Annotated in this window: 20 protein-coding genes and 1 pseudogene; 4 read left to right on the top strand and 17 right to left on the bottom strand. The window is 35.7% G+C overall.

Going from position 1 to position 16,390, the window contains the following annotated elements; all coding sequences use genetic code 11:
* Positions 1 to 184: 184 nt before the first annotated feature.
* Complete coding sequence (locus AB9L17_RS10540) at positions 185 to 406, top strand: hypothetical protein (protein WP_068985502.1); 222 nt, start codon at positions 185 to 187, stop codon at positions 404 to 406.
* 213 nt (positions 407 to 619) lie between these two features.
* Positions 620 to 1,333 (top strand): hypothetical protein, encoded by a 714-nt coding sequence (locus AB9L17_RS10535; protein WP_375200568.1) that lies wholly within the window; start codon positions 620 to 622, stop codon positions 1,331 to 1,333.
* Positions 1,334 to 1,896: 563 nt separating this feature from the next.
* Here AB9L17_RS10535 and AB9L17_RS10530 read toward each other — a convergent pair.
* Together AB9L17_RS10530 and AB9L17_RS10525 are read right to left on the bottom strand one after the other, a co-directional pair.
* Complete coding sequence (locus AB9L17_RS10530) at positions 1,897 to 2,517, bottom strand: NAD(P)-dependent oxidoreductase (protein ID WP_375200781.1); 621 nt, start codon at positions 2,515 to 2,517, stop codon at positions 1,897 to 1,899.
* Positions 2,518 to 2,608: 91 nt separating this feature from the next.
* Complete coding sequence (locus AB9L17_RS10525; RefSeq protein WP_068985504.1) at positions 2,609 to 2,998, bottom strand: hypothetical protein; 390 nt, start codon at positions 2,996 to 2,998, stop codon at positions 2,609 to 2,611.
* A 351-nt stretch (positions 2,999 to 3,349) separates the two neighbouring features.
* On the opposite strand from AB9L17_RS10525, the gene AB9L17_RS10520 reads away from it, so the two are divergent.
* Positions 3,350 to 3,817 carry a hypothetical protein gene (locus AB9L17_RS10520; RefSeq protein ID WP_083227062.1) on the top strand — a complete coding sequence of 156 codons (468 nt, stop codon included), beginning with the start codon at positions 3,350 to 3,352 and terminating at the stop codon, positions 3,815 to 3,817.
* Positions 3,818 to 3,946: 129 nt separating this feature from the next.
* Here the strand turns inward: AB9L17_RS10520 and AB9L17_RS10515 are convergent, their stop codons facing one another.
* The 5 genes from AB9L17_RS10515 to AB9L17_RS10495 form a co-directional block, all read right to left on the bottom strand.
* Positions 3,947 to 4,249, bottom strand: coding sequence for a hypothetical protein (locus tag AB9L17_RS10515; protein ID WP_375200567.1), 303 nt, complete (start codon positions 4,247 to 4,249; stop codon positions 3,947 to 3,949).
* Positions 4,250 to 4,486: 237 nt separating this feature from the next.
* Entirely contained in the window at positions 4,487 to 4,687 is a 201-nt protein-coding gene (locus AB9L17_RS10510; RefSeq protein ID WP_068985506.1) for a hypothetical protein, read from the bottom strand.
* A 277-nt stretch (positions 4,688 to 4,964) separates the two neighbouring features.
* The gene (locus AB9L17_RS10505) at positions 4,965 to 5,648 is read right to left on the bottom strand and encodes a DUF1963 domain-containing protein (protein ID WP_375200566.1); all 684 of its coding nucleotides are present in this window, start codon (positions 5,646 to 5,648) and stop codon (positions 4,965 to 4,967) included.
* A complete protein-coding gene (locus AB9L17_RS10500; RefSeq protein ID WP_068985508.1) occupies positions 5,638 to 6,213 on the bottom strand; it encodes a DNA-3-methyladenine glycosylase I in 576 nt (191 codons plus the stop codon). The genes AB9L17_RS10505 and AB9L17_RS10500 overlap by 11 nt, the downstream gene beginning before the upstream one ends.
* 24 nt (positions 6,214 to 6,237) lie before the next feature.
* Positions 6,238 to 6,834, bottom strand: a complete 597-nt coding sequence (locus AB9L17_RS10495; protein ID WP_375200565.1) for a class I SAM-dependent methyltransferase — start codon at positions 6,832 to 6,834, stop codon at positions 6,238 to 6,240.
* Between the two features lie 284 nt (positions 6,835 to 7,118).
* On the opposite strand from AB9L17_RS10495, the gene aac(6') reads away from it, so the two are divergent.
* Positions 7,119 to 7,553 (top strand): aminoglycoside 6'-N-acetyltransferase, encoded by a 435-nt coding sequence (aac(6'), locus tag AB9L17_RS10490; RefSeq protein ID WP_375200564.1) that lies wholly within the window; start codon positions 7,119 to 7,121, stop codon positions 7,551 to 7,553.
* Positions 7,554 to 7,630: 77 nt separating this feature from the next.
* Here the strand turns inward: aac(6') and AB9L17_RS10485 are convergent, their stop codons facing one another.
* The 10 genes and pseudogenes from AB9L17_RS10485 to AB9L17_RS10440 all read right to left on the bottom strand — a co-directional run bounded on the left by AB9L17_RS10485 (position 7,631) and on the right by AB9L17_RS10440 (position 16,138).
* A complete protein-coding gene (locus AB9L17_RS10485; protein ID WP_175401773.1) occupies positions 7,631 to 7,801 on the bottom strand; it encodes a hypothetical protein in 171 nt (56 codons plus the stop codon).
* Between the two features lie 156 nt (positions 7,802 to 7,957).
* Positions 7,958 to 8,950 (bottom strand): anti sigma factor C-terminal domain-containing protein, encoded by a 993-nt coding sequence (locus AB9L17_RS10480; protein WP_375200563.1) that lies wholly within the window; start codon positions 8,948 to 8,950, stop codon positions 7,958 to 7,960.
* Positions 8,934 to 9,443, bottom strand: coding sequence for an RNA polymerase sigma factor (locus AB9L17_RS10475; protein WP_375200562.1), 510 nt, complete (start codon positions 9,441 to 9,443; stop codon positions 8,934 to 8,936). Before AB9L17_RS10475 ends, AB9L17_RS10480 begins: the two co-directional genes overlap by 17 nt.
* A 233-nt stretch (positions 9,444 to 9,676) precedes the next feature.
* Complete coding sequence (locus AB9L17_RS10470) at positions 9,677 to 9,868, bottom strand: hypothetical protein (protein ID WP_068985513.1); 192 nt, start codon at positions 9,866 to 9,868, stop codon at positions 9,677 to 9,679.
* A gap of 591 nt (positions 9,869 to 10,459) precedes the next feature.
* Positions 10,460 to 11,329, bottom strand: coding sequence for a methyl-accepting chemotaxis protein (locus AB9L17_RS10465; protein ID WP_375200780.1), 870 nt, complete (start codon positions 11,327 to 11,329; stop codon positions 10,460 to 10,462).
* Between the two features lie 75 nt (positions 11,330 to 11,404).
* Positions 11,405 to 11,563: pseudogene (locus AB9L17_RS10460) on the bottom strand (HAMP domain-containing protein); the annotation flags it as partial.
* A gap of 1,040 nt (positions 11,564 to 12,603) precedes the next feature.
* Complete coding sequence (locus AB9L17_RS10455; protein ID WP_375200561.1) at positions 12,604 to 14,157, bottom strand: YndJ family protein; 1,554 nt, start codon at positions 14,155 to 14,157, stop codon at positions 12,604 to 12,606.
* A complete protein-coding gene (locus AB9L17_RS10450; protein ID WP_068985517.1) occupies positions 14,126 to 14,737 on the bottom strand; it encodes a DUF4166 domain-containing protein in 612 nt (203 codons plus the stop codon). The genes AB9L17_RS10455 and AB9L17_RS10450 overlap by 32 nt, the downstream gene beginning before the upstream one ends.
* A gap of 1 nt (position 14,738) precedes the next feature.
* Complete coding sequence (locus AB9L17_RS10445; protein ID WP_375200560.1) at positions 14,739 to 15,590, bottom strand: DoxX-like family protein; 852 nt, start codon at positions 15,588 to 15,590, stop codon at positions 14,739 to 14,741.
* An 83-nt stretch (positions 15,591 to 15,673) separates the two neighbouring features.
* Positions 15,674 to 16,138 carry a hypothetical protein gene (locus AB9L17_RS10440; RefSeq protein ID WP_375200559.1) on the bottom strand — a complete coding sequence of 155 codons (465 nt, stop codon included), beginning with the start codon at positions 16,136 to 16,138 and terminating at the stop codon, positions 15,674 to 15,676.
* Between the last annotated feature and the right edge of the window lie 252 nt (positions 16,139 to 16,390).

Genomic DNA, 16,390 nt, shown 5'->3' with positions numbered 1-16,390 from the left:
GTTTAAAATCTACACTAGACTAAGCAAAGCTAATTTAGCCTTCTCTCCTGCTACCCTAGATTTTTTAAATGGAAATGTCTTTTTTATGTTACTGACAATATCCAAAGAATATCATGTACTTAAAGAGTCATTTCCAATAAAATGGTATATATAAAGCCAAATGATTGTGAAAAGAGGAATCTTCATGGAAGATGTAAAAAACTGCAAGTCCTTACTAATAACAATTGGTTGGATTAATGCTTTGTTTGCATTTGTCTTTTTTCAATTGTTTTGTGGTATCATTGCCGTTTGCATGGGTATCGTTTTAAAAAGTGATTATCATGCCGAAAAACATGGGCTTATCTTAATTATTGTAGGAATCATAGGTGGGATCGCCGGATGGATACTCAATTATTTATACTTTTAGGCTACAAAAGAGTATTAAGCAAAAAAGTATGTTAAGACATGATCTGAAGGTTGCTTTACTTGAAGGGAGACGAACATGTTAATTCATGATACAGTAACAGATTTTACCGAAAACTATTTGCCTACCATTGATTATTTAAAGGGATATTATGAATAACATGCGAGCCATTTTGAAGAATACTTTCGGTATCATTGTCAAAATGTAGATGAAAAAATGAAAACTGCTATCCCAAAACATCAAGAAAAGATGCCAGCATTAATGGAAATAAAAGATAAAATGCCTAAGCTTATTCGTGAAATTGTTAGTAACTATGAACGGATGTACAATATCACATTTACAAAGGATGTACACCTGATTGTAGGTTTATATGGAAGTAATGCTTTTACACACCGACAAATTATTCCAGAAATCGCATTTTGTTTAGAGAAACTTTCCCCTCAAAACCGCCATTTAAAAATTATTATCGCTCATGAGTTTGGGCATTTTTTACACCATTTATTATCCGAAAAAAGAGGTATTGATTGGGCTAAAATAGACTGGGAGAGCCCATTCACTTGGCTTTTACAGGAAGGTATTGCAACGTATTTTTCTATAAAGGTGGTAAATGCAAGGAAAGATGAGTATTTTGCGTTTCAAGATGATTTAGAGTGGTTATCATTTGCTACAAATAATAAACAAAGAATTATCGAAGCGTTTTTAAACGATTTAACTTTGCTCGATGCAAGAGCTCTGTTCCTGGAATGGTTCTCTATTAATGGCGGTAAACGATTTGGCTTTAACCGATTAGCTTATTTTATCGCATATGAGTTAATACAAAGCTGCCTTCAAGAGCAAGCAGAATTGGATGTTATTACATTATGGCGAAACATAAACTATCAAGATATTATTTATCAACGATTAATAGAAATGCAGATGAAAAATGAATAATCTAACTCTATTTCTAAGGCAATTGGCTACGTATTAGTTTTATTCATTAAATCTAGTCTTACAAAACAGCTCACCTTCTATTGCTTGAATGTGGTCTTTAATTTTTTTTAGTTGTTTTGGCAAGAATTTAGCAGCCACTTGCATCGGAACTTGTGGAACTGGTAAAGTACCAATTTGTGCAGCTTGTAGTGGAGGAGTTTTTGAATTAGGTGGGGTTAATATAGGTCACTTTATGAAAAATAACCGCTTAATTCATTAATTGTGTAAATTGAATCATGTATTTTGATAAAAACAAGAAGCCTTCGAATTAAAAGGCTTCTTGTTTTATTCTTACTTTTTAAGGGTCAGAAATACTATTAAAAATAATTTAAGAGACAAGGAACCAAATAAATTAAAATAATACCTATAGCAAACACAGATATCACTTTTATCAGGTCTTTTTTTATTTCTTTTTTCAAGATAATGCCTCCTATAACCATAATAATTATAGTTAACTTAAAAAGTACATTACAAAGTAGCCTCCATTATTTTTTCACGTTTACAGGGGATTTAGCTCAGCTTGTTCAGTACGCAATCCCAACACGCGATTTCAAATATTCCTTGCACTGAATTTGTTGATAGGTAAATTCTGCTGTATCCGCTACCGATATTTCTACCCCACCTTTAGGTAATAAGCTTCGTTCGATACGATAGGTACCGGTATATTCACCATCAGGTAAGTATGTAGGACAGACGATTGTCCAATCCGTGTCAGATTTCTTCAATAATTCATAGACATTATGATGTTCCTGTGCTGCAAAGGTTGTTTTTCTTTTTGATTCGCTCGATTGGTAACGTAGGATACTTGGCATCATACGACTTTGTAGAATACCAGCCGTTCCAACAGTTATAATTCTTTTCACATTCATTTTATTCATTGCGTCCAAAATCAGAGTCATGCTTTGAGTTAATGTATTTGTACCATCTGTGTTTAATGCACTAATCACAACATCTACATTCTTCATGGCATTTTCTATATCTTGTTTTTCCAACACATTACCTTGTATAATATGCAAATTTTCATTATCTACTTTTACCTTATTTGGGTTGCGCACTACAGCTGTTATGATATGTTTATCCCGTAACGCAAGGGAAACTATGTGGCTACCAACGCGCCCGGTAGCACCTAAAACTAAAATCCTCAGCATGATCACCTCTTTTTTTGATTATAGCACACAATTTTCTGTACCCATTTAGATGTCTTTACCGATACTGCGCTAATTTTAATGCCATTTGTTAATGTACATCAATAAGTTTGACATCAACTATAAACATCTGAAGATTATTATTTTTCGCTATCGTGTTGACGATATATTGAATTTCACTTTCTGTACTTTTATCAAATTCATCTAAATTATGTAATTCTATAGTTACTACTTGGTTGTTTGGAGATTCAATTAAATACCCTATCGTACTATCTGGAGAATAACCTGCCGCTCGTAATGCTACGATAATTTTTTGCGTAAACTTCGTTTGTTGTAATTTCCCACCAATTTCTTCAGCGTAAACTAGGTCGGGATTTTTTTGCATGGTATATTCAAATGAAGGTTGATTATATTTTATTAATGCTGCAGTCATTAATATCAAGGAAAATAAAATAAAAATACCTTTTATTAACTTTCCCATTCATTCTCTCCATTTCATATTTTTTCAAAATAAATAATCTTATTTTTCCGCTCCTTACTATATATTTTATACAATGTTACAACATGCAAGTTGTTTTTATTCTTGTATATTCTTGATGACCATTATTTCTTCAGAAACATTTTTTCAGGCGAAAGTCTATCTATCCATCTCTAAAAATTATCTTTTTCTAACATTTATATATATTGAGCTATTCATATTTCTAGAAAAAAATTATTTTTATTCTAACTCAGGGGCATATTACCAATCTCCTTACATTTTTCAAACATAGATTATAAGTGTAAAGGTTAGCGCTACCAATACAACAAAACTAATCTAAAAGGAGACTAAAATATGCAAGATAATAGATATGGAAAACACATGAACTGGGATCATAAGAAATGCCATTGTGGTAGTTGGCACGACAAATGGAAGCAAGAACATGAGAAGCTCGAGTGCAAGTGCGATTGTAAACGTATGCATGACAAATGCAAGTGGGAACATGAACATGAAAAATTCAAGTGCGAATGCAAATGCGAACGTGAACATGAAATGAAACACGAGAAATGTCATTGTCATGAAGAAAAGTCTGAACACCATCACTGTAAAGGTTGCGCATGTGATTTCTTAAGACATTTAGATCCAGGTACACATGTAGATATTTTCTTAGCTGGCGGTGGTAGATTCTTAGGTCTAATTTTCTTATCCTTTAATCCAAAAAATTGTTGTGCATACTTCCTAGAAGATCTAGGAAAAGGTCACACTACTATTACTATTGATTGCCAAAAAGTTGATGCAATCAGAAAAGCTGCAGCATACTAACGCAAATGCATATTGCTTGTTCAATACAATAAGCGTTAAGGCCAAAGCAATGACTATTTTTTTTTGACAACAAATCTACTTATAATTTGCCAAGCTAACCGTTAAATAGCCTGGCAAATTTTTGTAAGTTTATTCATTTACGATTACTTTCACAACTGGTTCTAATTTTCCTACAAAAATATCTCCAAGGTAATCTACATCTACTACTACAGCTCGTGGCTCGAAACGTTGAATGCTTTCAATAAGGCGTGCAGTATTACGTCTTTTTGCAAGCTGAAAAGGTGGAAGAGTATCTAGTCTGAAACCAAAATCTCTGTATAATGGGCAAGGTATTACGAAAGTAGATAATATAAAAGCTACATTTTGTAATATTTCATCAACGCCTGAAGCATTAAAATCAATATTGCTTGTGGCGGTCACTTGATGTGTCATCCGATCAACCTTTCTTCTACGATACATGCAATGATGTAAGTGAACTTCCATTCATAATAGGAGCTTTTCTTCGAAAAAAGAGCACTTAGTTATTTATGCTAAATGCCTATAAGTTATGAACGAAAATACATTCACTATTGTATGTATAGGTTGCAATTTTTTCTAAACAATTGCATAGCGTCAGGTTCCACATCTATCCCGCTTCTTTGCTTGGCATTTCACACGTTAATCCACAATTTATCTTGTTATCGCATAGTAGATTACATACAACCAACTAAAACAGCCGTGAATGATTGCCCATATTATTGAATGATTTACACTCCAAGAAATAGTAATGGCTAATACCGAGCCAAAGCCAATACCGTTTTTCACTACTGTTTTACTTTCCATTCTTTTCACCTTCTTTGTTCCATTATTTTCTGGTATGTGTCGACTCATCTTCATTCCTCCTCTTTATGAGATCAATTAATAAAAAAGATGCGCCCTCATTTCACTCTTCCGTAGTCTCCATCATATCAAGGACACATAGTAGAAAGTGCCCTCAAGCCTTAACAGCATAAAAAAGAAAGATCTTATTAGAGTTTTTAGCTACTGTTATTGCTGTCACTTTTTTGGTGATTCGCTACATGTCTATTTATCAAGTTATTGTTGAGAATACCGTATTTATGACCTTTGAATTGACGCTGCTAGCTGTGAAGGAGAAATGATTTTACTGCTAATAAAAATCACAATGAACTCGCCACTCATTTAGCTCTGGATTATAAAAAAAATAGAAATTTCCATTATCGACGATATTAAAATATGCCTTTTCGTCTGAGGCAATCTGGCATACAAATGGAAACTCCTCACCGAAATCATAACCACTTTGACAAAAAGCTGGGTAGCCACCTATTTTATGAATTGCGTATATTTCCTCTACGATATCATCGAAATATTCAATATTTTCCTCGTGCTCTAGACTCAAAATTTCATCCTCCATATCGGATGGAATCCCTCCCCCATCCCATGCTGGATAATCATTATCAATATGCTTTGGAATAAGTGGGAAAGCACGAATATGTTCATGCTTCCAATTTTGCTGGATTAACCCTTCTAGAGATGTATATGCTCTTATTTCAAAAAAACGGCTAAGATCATCTTCTATAAGGTGATCAAATATTTCTTCTTTAATAAATATCGTTAGCAGTTTAAAATGTTGCAGTGATGCTGGTACAAATGGCAGTTCCTTTAAAAATAAAGTAGCAAGTGGCTGAAATCCTTCTGGCCACTGTTCCTGTCGTAATGACCATCCTACATAGCCAATCCAACTTTCTAGTAAGTCATGTGTAGGTCTAATCCCACCTGTTTCAAAGATCGTTGCCTGTCTCACCAACTGTGCCTTGATATCTTCAATTTTCATCAGTTAACCCCTCACTGCGACAAATACAATCAACGACATGATCATTAACCATTCCTATGGCCTGCATAAATGAATAACAAATAGTACTACCAACAAACTTAAAGCCGTCTTTTTTCAATTGCTTGCTCATTCGCTCACTAATTTCCGTCGTGACAGGCACATCAGCAATTGACGACCATTCATTGATGATCGGCTGATGATCCACAAAGCCCCAAATATATTCAGAGAACGAACCATACTCCTCTTGTATTCGTAGAAAAGCTTGGGCATTCGTCACAACACTGGCAATTTTTAATTTATTACGCACGATGCGAGAATCTTGACTAAGCTCCTGTAGCTTGTCCTCCGTATAGAGAACAATTTTCGAAACATCAAATTGGTCGAAAGCAGCCCGGTAGCCCTCTCTCTTTTGTAAGATCGTCCACCAGCTAAGTCCAGCTTGAGCCCCTTCTAGACAGAGCATCTCAAATAAATGCCGATCATCATAGACGGGTTTTCCCCATTCCTTGTCATGATACTCAACATATAAAGGTTCATCTAGCTTGACCCATTCACATCTTTTCATTTATAAATCCCCCATTTTTATGTATTATTTAAGCCCTGTAATACAAAGCCAGCCTTTTAGTGTGTTTTCCTGTATAGTAACGCTTTGAAATCCAACACTTTCAAATAATTGCTGTATCTCAAGTTTTGTTTTATACGCTTTCATATGATAATTAATTTTATAGAGCTTCGAAATAATGATGAATTTACCCCCGTCCTTCAACACTCTAAATACTTCTTTCACATCATTTGCTAAGTCTGGCCAAAAATAATGTGTTTGGAAGGCTGTAATCGTATCGAAAAACTTATCCGTGTACGGAATACTTGAAACACTTGCTTGCGTCACGATTACTTTTCCATTTGCTACATCTGTTTCGTTTGTTTTTATAGATTCTTGCACAGCCTGATCAGAAAAATCTATACCATAAATTGTACCACTTGGATTCATTTTCGATAATGATCGAAGTATATTCCCGCCTCCACATCCAATATCCAATACTTGATCGCCATCTTTAATTACTTCTTGACGCATTAGCCATGTGTTCATACCGTTGTGTGCCTTATTCATAATTCGCAGCATCAATGACCCTACAATTCCATTTGGTTTTTTAGCTTGTTGTATCAGTTTTTGTAAAATTGTCATTATGGTTTCCCCTTTCCATCTTCCCTTTCAAATATTTGCTGTGAACTAACAATTAAGATATCTTGTGTCGCTTGTATTGTTAGGTGTTCATCAAATTTAGCACCTTTACCTTTTAAAGCAGTGAATCTCGTAAAAATGCGAAAGTAATTGCTTTCGCTCAAATTCATTCTTAATATAGAGAATAGAAGTACTAACCTCCCTGTATTTTTTACCTTGTATCTTTTTACGTTCTGAATAATAAAAAGTTTCAATTTTTACCATTTCATTGAAGAAGGAGACTTTATATGATTAAACAAGCTGTCATAGAAGATGTACAAACAGCCGCATTATTAGCACTACAACTTTGGCCAAATCATACGTTAGAAGAATTTAGCGAGGAAATGGCACAACTAATTAACGCAGAAAACGCTGCGATCTATCTTGCCTATGAGGATGATGAAGCAGTCGGTTTTGCACAATGTCAACTCCGAACAGATTATGTGGAAGGTACCGACTCAAGCCCAGTCGGCTATTTAGAAGGACTCTTTGTCAACGAACCAAATCGACAGAAAGGCTTTGCAAAGCTCCTTGTCGAGAGTTGTGAGCAGTGGGCTAAACGTAAGGGATGTATTGAATTTGCAAGTGATTGTGAATTACAAAATCTCGAAAGTCTAGCCGTCCATCTTAAACTAGGTTTCTCAGAGGCTAATCGTATTATTTGCTTTACAAAGGAATTATAAAAATAAGGTCAATCCCCTATGGATGACCTTATTTTTATATTTATATTTCAGGTGTGTTAATTAACCATTTGTTCACTCTAATTAATTTGAAGGCTCTGATTTCCGCTACGGGCTACTCGCTTTGTCGCTGACGCTTCGCTTTCGCGCAGAGCAAGGCTTCCTGCGGGCGAGCGTCGAGCCGCTTCCTCCGCTAAAGGAACGAAGGCTAAGTTCGTCACGTCCTGTGACAATGCCTTCGTGACCAACATCGTGTTGGCCTCAGGGTCTCGTCTGTCTCGCTTTCCCGCGGGAGTCGAGTAGCCCTACGCTACAATCTGTTAAAATGGGAATATAATAGCAAAATAGCAACAAAAAAATCCTTTTATCGCTCAATAATAAACCTATTTTTCCCAATCAACACGCTATTAATATTTATCTGTTATTACTCCGATTGAAGATGCTTTAATAAAATCAAGATCCTGTAAGCTTGTGAGTGTTTTCTTATCCCCAGTGACGACAGCCCCATAAATAACAAGATCATTTACTGACAACCCATCAGCTCCGCCAATTTCTTTTTCCAATCGTTTATACTCATCTTGTAATCTTGATTTCTGTCTTGTGCCACTACTTATTGCACGTACAAATTGCTCGGCCGGGTTCTCTGCTACCTCACCATTCGCGTTAAAAAGTGAAAAGCCATATACATTTTCTTCTGAACGCAAAAGATAGTCCCCTTTCTCAACTGTTCCATCACTTTTGGCAATCTTAACATAATGGTCATCTGTCACGTTAATATCCTTCACCCATAACCAAGAAGTAGTCACATCTTTCGGCAGTTTAGCAAGCGCTTCCTGCATTGAATAACCTTTATCAAACGATAAAGCAACTTCCATTATTTTATGATCATCCATTTCAGGCAACAACGCTAAATCATTTCGCATCTTTTGATAATCTATAAATGGATAGAAAAACAACATTTCACGCTGTCCAAGTTCATTGTAATGCTGAACATCTACATCTTGTTCACTTCCGCTCTTTCCAAATGGAAGAGGAAAAGTAGAACCTTCATAAACTTTCTCATCTCGAAAAAAACCGTAGCCATACGTGTCATCTCCTGTAGGAACGATTTTACCTTCAATGAATTTAAACGTTTTATAATGCATTTCACCACCTAAAATGCCTGGGTAATTCTTCGTTGTCCCAATAAACTCATTCGCCCTTCCTACTTGGTGTAAAGTATAAAAGGAATTCTGTGCATGGCTTTGCAAAAATCTAGTAATAGCATCATTAGCTATTTTCCCAGCAGACAAAGTCACAATTAAAACGCAAAACGTGATAAAGATCGTTTTCCATGTTGCACGCCGTTGTGCTTTTTTCATAGTTTTTGTCATCTGTTCTGTATTAAAAAGGTTGTCCATATTCTAACGCCTCCCACTGTTTTTTAAATGCTTTACGCGCTCGTTGTAAATAGGTTTTTACATGCGACTCACTCATAGCTAGAATTGCCGCGATCTTTTTGTAAGAAAATTCCATATCGTATTTCAGTAAAAGTAATTGCTGAAACGTCGGCTGTAGCCCAAGCAAGGCTTCATTAATTTTTGCATTTTGCTCTTTTTGTAAATAATGTTGTTCCACATCATCCAATACTATCTTTAATTTTTCGATTTCTTCGTCACCAATCAATGTTGTGCGCTTTTGCTTGTTATACAATGTATAGTAACGATTAAGGGCGACCTTGAATAACCAAGCCCGTAAATTATCATGTTGTATTGAAGACAAACACTCTATTGTTTTAATGATGGCTTCTTGTATAACGTCCTCTGCATCTTCTTTTGTAGCCCCTATTTTTATCAAATATTTGAAAACGACTTCTGCATGCGCAAGCAATAGACGCTCCCACTCTTTATTCATATTTCACCAACTTTTGGATATCCATTTCGTAGTTAACTCATCTATATAACCTTCTAACTCCCAAAAAGTATACAACCAATTGCTATAAATAGAAAAAAATCACAAGTGCTTGTCTTTACACACTTGTGATTTTCAATTAAAAACAATAAATTATTAGGAACAAAATTTCTTATAAGTCCAAATGTTTTGGATTCTATGTGTCAAAGTCAATTTTCTCATTCCTTCGACATTTTCTAATTTAAATATGTATTATGTGAAATATTTTTTTCTCGCTCATCGATCACTAGATGAATAATAAATGCTAGCTGTTGCTCAATTCGCAAATTGTTCATATGAAGGATCTCCGCTATGGCATTTTTTTGATTCTCTTTTAAATCTACTTTCTCTAGCATTAACATAATTTCTTCTTTTGAAAGCCCAAACATGCTTTTTTCACCTCAATTTCATCGGAAATTATTATTTCATAAACATTACGCTAACTTCTAAAACAATGCACTATTACTACATCCCATGAACATTTTATACTAATTATAGGATAAATCATGGAAATTAATCAATCCAAAATCAATTTTATTTTAATAATATTTTAACTTCTCTAAAAAACCATTAATATTATTTAATAATAATTTTCATTGAAGTTACTATATCGTTGCTTGTCTTCTTATAATTCTATCATAAAAAATATTAGCTTTTTTGTCGAATTTTAACATTTTTTCATTAACACGTATAATTGCAGAAGAAATCATACATAATTGAAACTATTTAACCTAGTTTTCATTCGAGAAAAGATAGAATCTGTCACCAATATCTCATTTTTATGAATGGCTAAATTTTTATCCAAATGCTGCTTTACTTCACAGCCATTCATCGTTAATTTTGGGCGATTGAATAGTTGGATGCCTAAATCTTGCCCTTGATGAAGTGCATTTTAAACAAAATGAAACCAGCAATTACACGATTTACTCGTCAATTGCTGGTTTCACCAATTTTCTTTGCTCTATTAATAGATTTAATTATTATAATTTAAACTTTCTAGTAAGCTCGTTTAAATTTTCTGCCATGTCCGCTAGATTTACAGAACTATTGTTGATTTCATCCATAGAGCTTGCTGCTTGTTCAATCGTTGCAGAGGTTTCTTGAATTCCTGCTGCTGACTGTTCTGATATAGCTGCGATTTCGTCCACTGATTTATGAATATTAATCGTATTTTGTACAACATCTTCTAGCTTCGTCGACATGTTGTCAATATTCGTTGACATTGAGTAAACAGCCTCTGCAATCTGGTTGAATGTTTCATTTGTTGCGGCGATTTGTGTTGTACCTTTTTCAACTTCTCCAAAGCCAGTTTCTAGTGAAGATGTCACCATGTTAGAATCTTGTTGAATTCTTTGAACAATGCCCGTAATATCGTCCACTGAGACAGCTACTTGTTCAGCAAGTTTACGAACCTCGTCTGCAACCACCGCAAAACCTTTACCATGCTCCCCTGCGCGCGCCGCTTCGATAGCAGCATTGAGCGCCAGTAAATTCGTTTGCGAAGCAATATCCTGTATGACAGCTACGATTTTTGAGATTTCCTGTGTTTGTTTACTTAGTTCATCTACCTTATAAACAGCATCCTTCACAATATGATGGATAGATGTCATTTGCTCAGTAGAGGCGTCCATTAAACCTTGACCCTCTTTCGTTAAAGCCATGACATTTTGGGAATACTGATGAACATCCTTACTGCTACTATTGACATCTGACATCTTTAGGGTGAATTCTGCCATTGTTGAGGCTACATCTGATGCGTTACTTGCCTGCAATTCTGTACCACTCGCAATTTCATTTACTGTATCAACAATTTGTTCCGTACCAGTCTTCACCTCTGTCGCTGATTGCATGAGCTCTTCACTATGTGCGGCTACGTCAGTTGATACTGTTTGAATTTGCTTTAATAAACGATTCAAAATATCCGACATCGTATTAGTCGCTTCCGTCAGTTGCCCTACCTCATCTTTTGAATTCACAATAAGTGGAGGCTCACTTAAATCACCTTCCGTAATTTGTTGCATACGTTTTGTCACTGTGATGATTGGTCTTGAAATTAGTCGAGCACTAAACAATGCGATGATCATTGCAATGATCACAATCACAGCACCTACGATCATACCTGTAAGCTGCTTAGTCTCTCCCGCTTTAATAATATCTGCACCTAACGCATTTATCGAATGCTTACGATCCTCGGCTAACCCTTCAAAGCCTTCGCGTATTTCGGTAGCCTCTTCACTCATAATAGCTAAATTGTTCTTCGCTAGTTCAAATTGGCCTTGATCATAAACATCAAATACCTCTTTTTCAACATAGCTGCTCCATTCCTTAGCCATTTCAGTATATTTGTTGAAATCTCCTGAATTTGTTAATGCTAAACGTATTTTTTCGTTTTCTTCAGCATGCTTTACGTTATTCTCAAAAATCTCCTTGTACTTCTCATCACCAGAAAGGATGTACCCTCTAGCTGCGGCAATTCTTAGCCCTATCGTTTGAGCTTCCTCATACTCAGTAATTAGTAATTGCAATTCTTCATCAATAATTTGTTCCGTTGCTTTGTTACTTTGCATGACTGCATAAGAATTGTAACCAATGTATAAAACTACTATCGCTACTACAATACTGAAGGAAAAAACGATTCTTTTACTAATTGACTTAAAATTCATTTCAAATTCTCCTTAATTTCTAAATCCAATTTACATATTATTTGGCTTATCAATATTAATTTACCATTCTCAAACGGGCCTTGGATGATTTATGAATTTTTCCAATAGTTAAAGAAATAAGTAGTTAATTTTTATGTATTTTCTAGCATCTTCCAAAACCAAATTTACTAAACAGATGAACTATCTTAAAACATTTAAACAAGACTTTCGTTCTAAAAAAGGAACAGCCTCAAAAGTAAGCTGCTCCCTTCTAAAAGAAAAACGATCTTCCATCCCAAACTTCTTTCCTCATCATACTTCGCAAACGTAACATAGTACATAAGTCTGTGATGAAAAATCATAAATTGTTCATCCGCGAGTTGAATCACTGCTTGCATATAAACAACGTGAGGATTATCGATCCACCTTTATTGCGTCCAAATGTTCCTTCTAGTAAGGCAAACTGATTCCTTTAACATTATCTATTTTCGGGTAATTCGATAGTCAATTTGTAAAAAAGGTACACCAAAAATCCGCATTTTATGTACGGCGGTTAGTGTTTTTTCGTCTTTTGCAGTAATCGTAAAATGTTCATGTATAGGTAGTTTGAATAAAAATCGATTGATGGCTAAATAAATGCCCGCATCTCCAGCATGATTACTCGTTAAATGTAACTCTCCATGATCTTCGTATAAATATAACACCCCGATCATTGTTGAAAAAGGCAATGGTAGCGCAATATTCATATAGGTTGTTTGCCCTGTCGTGTGCTTAGAATAGATTGCAACAAAGATTGTTTGTTTATCGATTTGACGAATCCAAGCACGTGGAGCAAGTCGCCCATCTTGCAGTTCATCCACTTTAACAATCCTACCTGTCATCTCGATTTCCTTACTAGAAAAGGGTAAATTCAGCTGTTGCATGACACGACTTATAGCTTGATAAATCAACGCAAACGGTTTAAACCAAGTTTTCCACTGTACAGAGGCCAGCAAACGATACTGATTGGTTTCTTCATAAAAATGTGGAATCGTGTAAGGTAGCTTTGTCGTATCAACAAAGTCACTAAGCGCATCGACTAAACCTGGATGCGGATCACTTTGGTCTTGCAATTTCCCTCGAATTTGGCTAACTGGAAAATGAAATGGTTGATGTGTAGTGTCTGGTATTGCTAAAGCCCAAGCCAGAACCCCTACTCCACCGAAGAAAACACCATTCATAATTCCATGAAATTTTAGCATTTCTGGTATCCCTACATAGGAATTACCTACAAGATTACTAAATGCATACATAAACGACCATAATATCGTGATACATAAAGCACCGTAGGAAATTAGTAAAAGTAAGCTTTGTTGACGAGGAAGTTTCGTTTTTAGAGCAAGGAAAAATAAACAGTAAATAGCCACTATATAAAGTGCCACTGAAATAATTTCTAGTATCGTAGAAAACGTGATACCGAATGCAACAAGAAGTGGACCTGTTACTAAAATTACAACGACCATATTGTAACAGTTGCCCTTATGAATACGCCCAAAAAGACCAATTGAAATCGCTAATAGACAAGCTGAGTAATGAAAATGAATAGCTGTTAACCACGTTATCAATGATGAAAAACCTGTATCAATATTTGCGATAAAAGCGAAAAACCATAGTCCCCCAATAAATATGTAGATGAGTCCAACATCAATCGAAATTTCTGCCATATTGGTAAAGCCTCGCTGTAAAAATCGCTTTACACCTTGCACAGCGATAAACGCAGTATAAAGAACATAGATAAGTGCTAGAGCGATTGCCACCCAACCTTCAGACCACCAGTGGAGCATCGTAACTGCAAGCATCATTACGACAACAATAGTATCGCCGACCTTGTTAACATCTATGACCATTTTCACCGTCGCAGGAACGAAGATCAGTTGGGCAACTGTCAGTAACAACATATAATTAGGTTGAACACTAAAGACAAAACAAACGACCGTCAGCACAAATCCTAAAAGTAATACGGGGCTACCTAGATTGTTGCGTAAATTCGCCAGCATACATCATCAGCCTCCCAATCAACGGATTATGAATGGACACATGAATCGTAAAGACATTCCTGCTATCATCAAATCCTTCCTCGACAACAACACGTCCCTCCAAAATATTGGGTATCGGACATTCTAATTTCGAGACTACAAATCGTTGAACACCGGAGCGAATAACTAATCGTCCCTCACTGGTCACTGCAAAATGTAAGTCTGAATAAAAAAGAGCTGGTGAACCTAAATAGTCCTTCACTATTTTTTGAACTGGATCAACTGTCATCCTCGCATCAAAATGTCTAGTTTTGTTAGAAAAATAAAAGGTACGCTCCCATAACACTTCATGTTCCCCACTTGGCAATGTTCGACAAGTATTACAAATTGAAAATGGAACATCCTCACCTGATTCAGGAAACAAAAATCTCGTTTTTGTAGCGATCGCATAAAAGGGACGTAGCCACTTGGCACCAGACTCAATTTTGCGCATCACACCCGTAGCAAAAAAAGGTTGATCGACAGGTAATGTATAACGCCTCTGAAGCATTGGATGCAGCCGTCTAAAATCCTCGCCCAACAAAGTTTGATAAATCGTCATGTTACTTCCCTCGCTTTCGTTTACAGCTTTTGGCACTCGGCATATCTTGACAAAGAACGAAGCCAATAATGGACATTACCCATAATGCTAGATTAAATGTCACCGGATTGAACGGAGCAGTGACAATCGTTTTATCTGCAAAAATGGCCCCAAGTGTTACTAGCGGAAATAGTAAAATTTGAGCTCCAAACAAGAAACGCTTCGCTCGAGGTAACAGCCAAAAAAGTGCAAAGATCATCTCTGTAATGCCAATCCATTTTACAATTTGACTAGCATGGCTGTTCTCCCCACCAAGTAATTCCTCAATCATCATCACTTCAGTAGGATGCTGCACCATGACTTTCGGCACAAGTCCATGATATAACCATACAAAACAAAATAGGACACTGATCAGGATTGTTAAAAAGAAACGACGATACTGAGAAGAAGGATTTTCTCCCTTTTCAAGCCATCTTTTTAAGACATCGAAGCTAAGAGCTGTTGCCCAGCCCATTATTGGACGAAACACTCTATCAAATAACTCTCCTAGTTTTCCATAGCGAACATCGTAGTCATACTGTGTCAAAAATGTGAGTCCCTTGTCATTGGGAATATATCGCCAGTACCCTTTCCCTTCTGCAATCGGTGATATTTTTTGAGGCGTGCCAAAGTGTAATGACGATGTTTTGCTGCCATTTCCCTTCTGATGCTCACCCTTACTTTCTCCCCATCCACTAACTGTTAAGCCTGGCATTACCTTCGTTTCATAAGTAAAACGCTGAGGCTCTTCTGGTGAATTTTTCTCCATATATGTAATAGAGGTAAAACGTAAATCCCATTGTCGTGTAGCTTTGGATTTTGCGTATACGTCCATGCTTCCTCTATAGGTGCATTTATCTCTATCTCCACAAAAATCGGCTTTTTCTTCACGCTTTCTTCCCTCCTCGATGGAAAGCACTATTCAATCATATTTTCTTTCATAATCTTAGCAGTTGCTTCAAATAGCAACTGGTCTACTAAACGATAGTTTTTCCCGCTGTTTTTCATTTTGCCACCTGCAACAAAGTGAAATCCTCCAGCCTGATCAACCGTTAAATGAAAAGTTGTTCCTCTTTTATAGCTTGTAAGACTGACATCATAAGATTGAATATCTTCCTTATTATTCTTGTAGCTTATGTCTTTTTTTGTAAATTTACTATCTGATAATATTTTAAGATAGTCATGAACCTCTTTTTCTTCCTTTAGAGAAATAATTTTTACCTCGTCATTTTGAGTGGTTACGATACCGATGCTTCTAATTTGTTTTTCAAAAAGATCCATTGAAAATTCACTTTCAATCGATCGCTCTTTATTAAGAGAAAAACTATACCCTGCGAAAATCAATATAATGAAAGCAACAGCTACTAATATTCTTTTAATCACTAGATACATCCTACCTCCATTTGAAAATCGATTTATACTATTATAGCAGTAAATTGATTAATCACCATAAATCGGGATTTACCCATTAAATTTCAATAAAGTAAAAATAATTGAATCGAAATGACAACTTGCCAACTCTACTAGTCGAAAGTAGCCCGCCGTTAAATTAAAATTATCTAACCTCTATAGATTTCTTTTTATTGGAGATTTATGCGAACCTGACTGTGAAGATTATAAATTTTTGTACTTGAA

This window comes from Lysinibacillus sp. RS11, from assembly GCF_042019215.1.
GTDB lineage: Bacteria > Bacillota > Bacilli > Bacillales_A > Planococcaceae > Lysinibacillus > Lysinibacillus xylanilyticus_A.
Note: the sequence above shows the minus strand (reverse complement) of the source record. Positions and strands in the feature narration are given on the sequence as shown.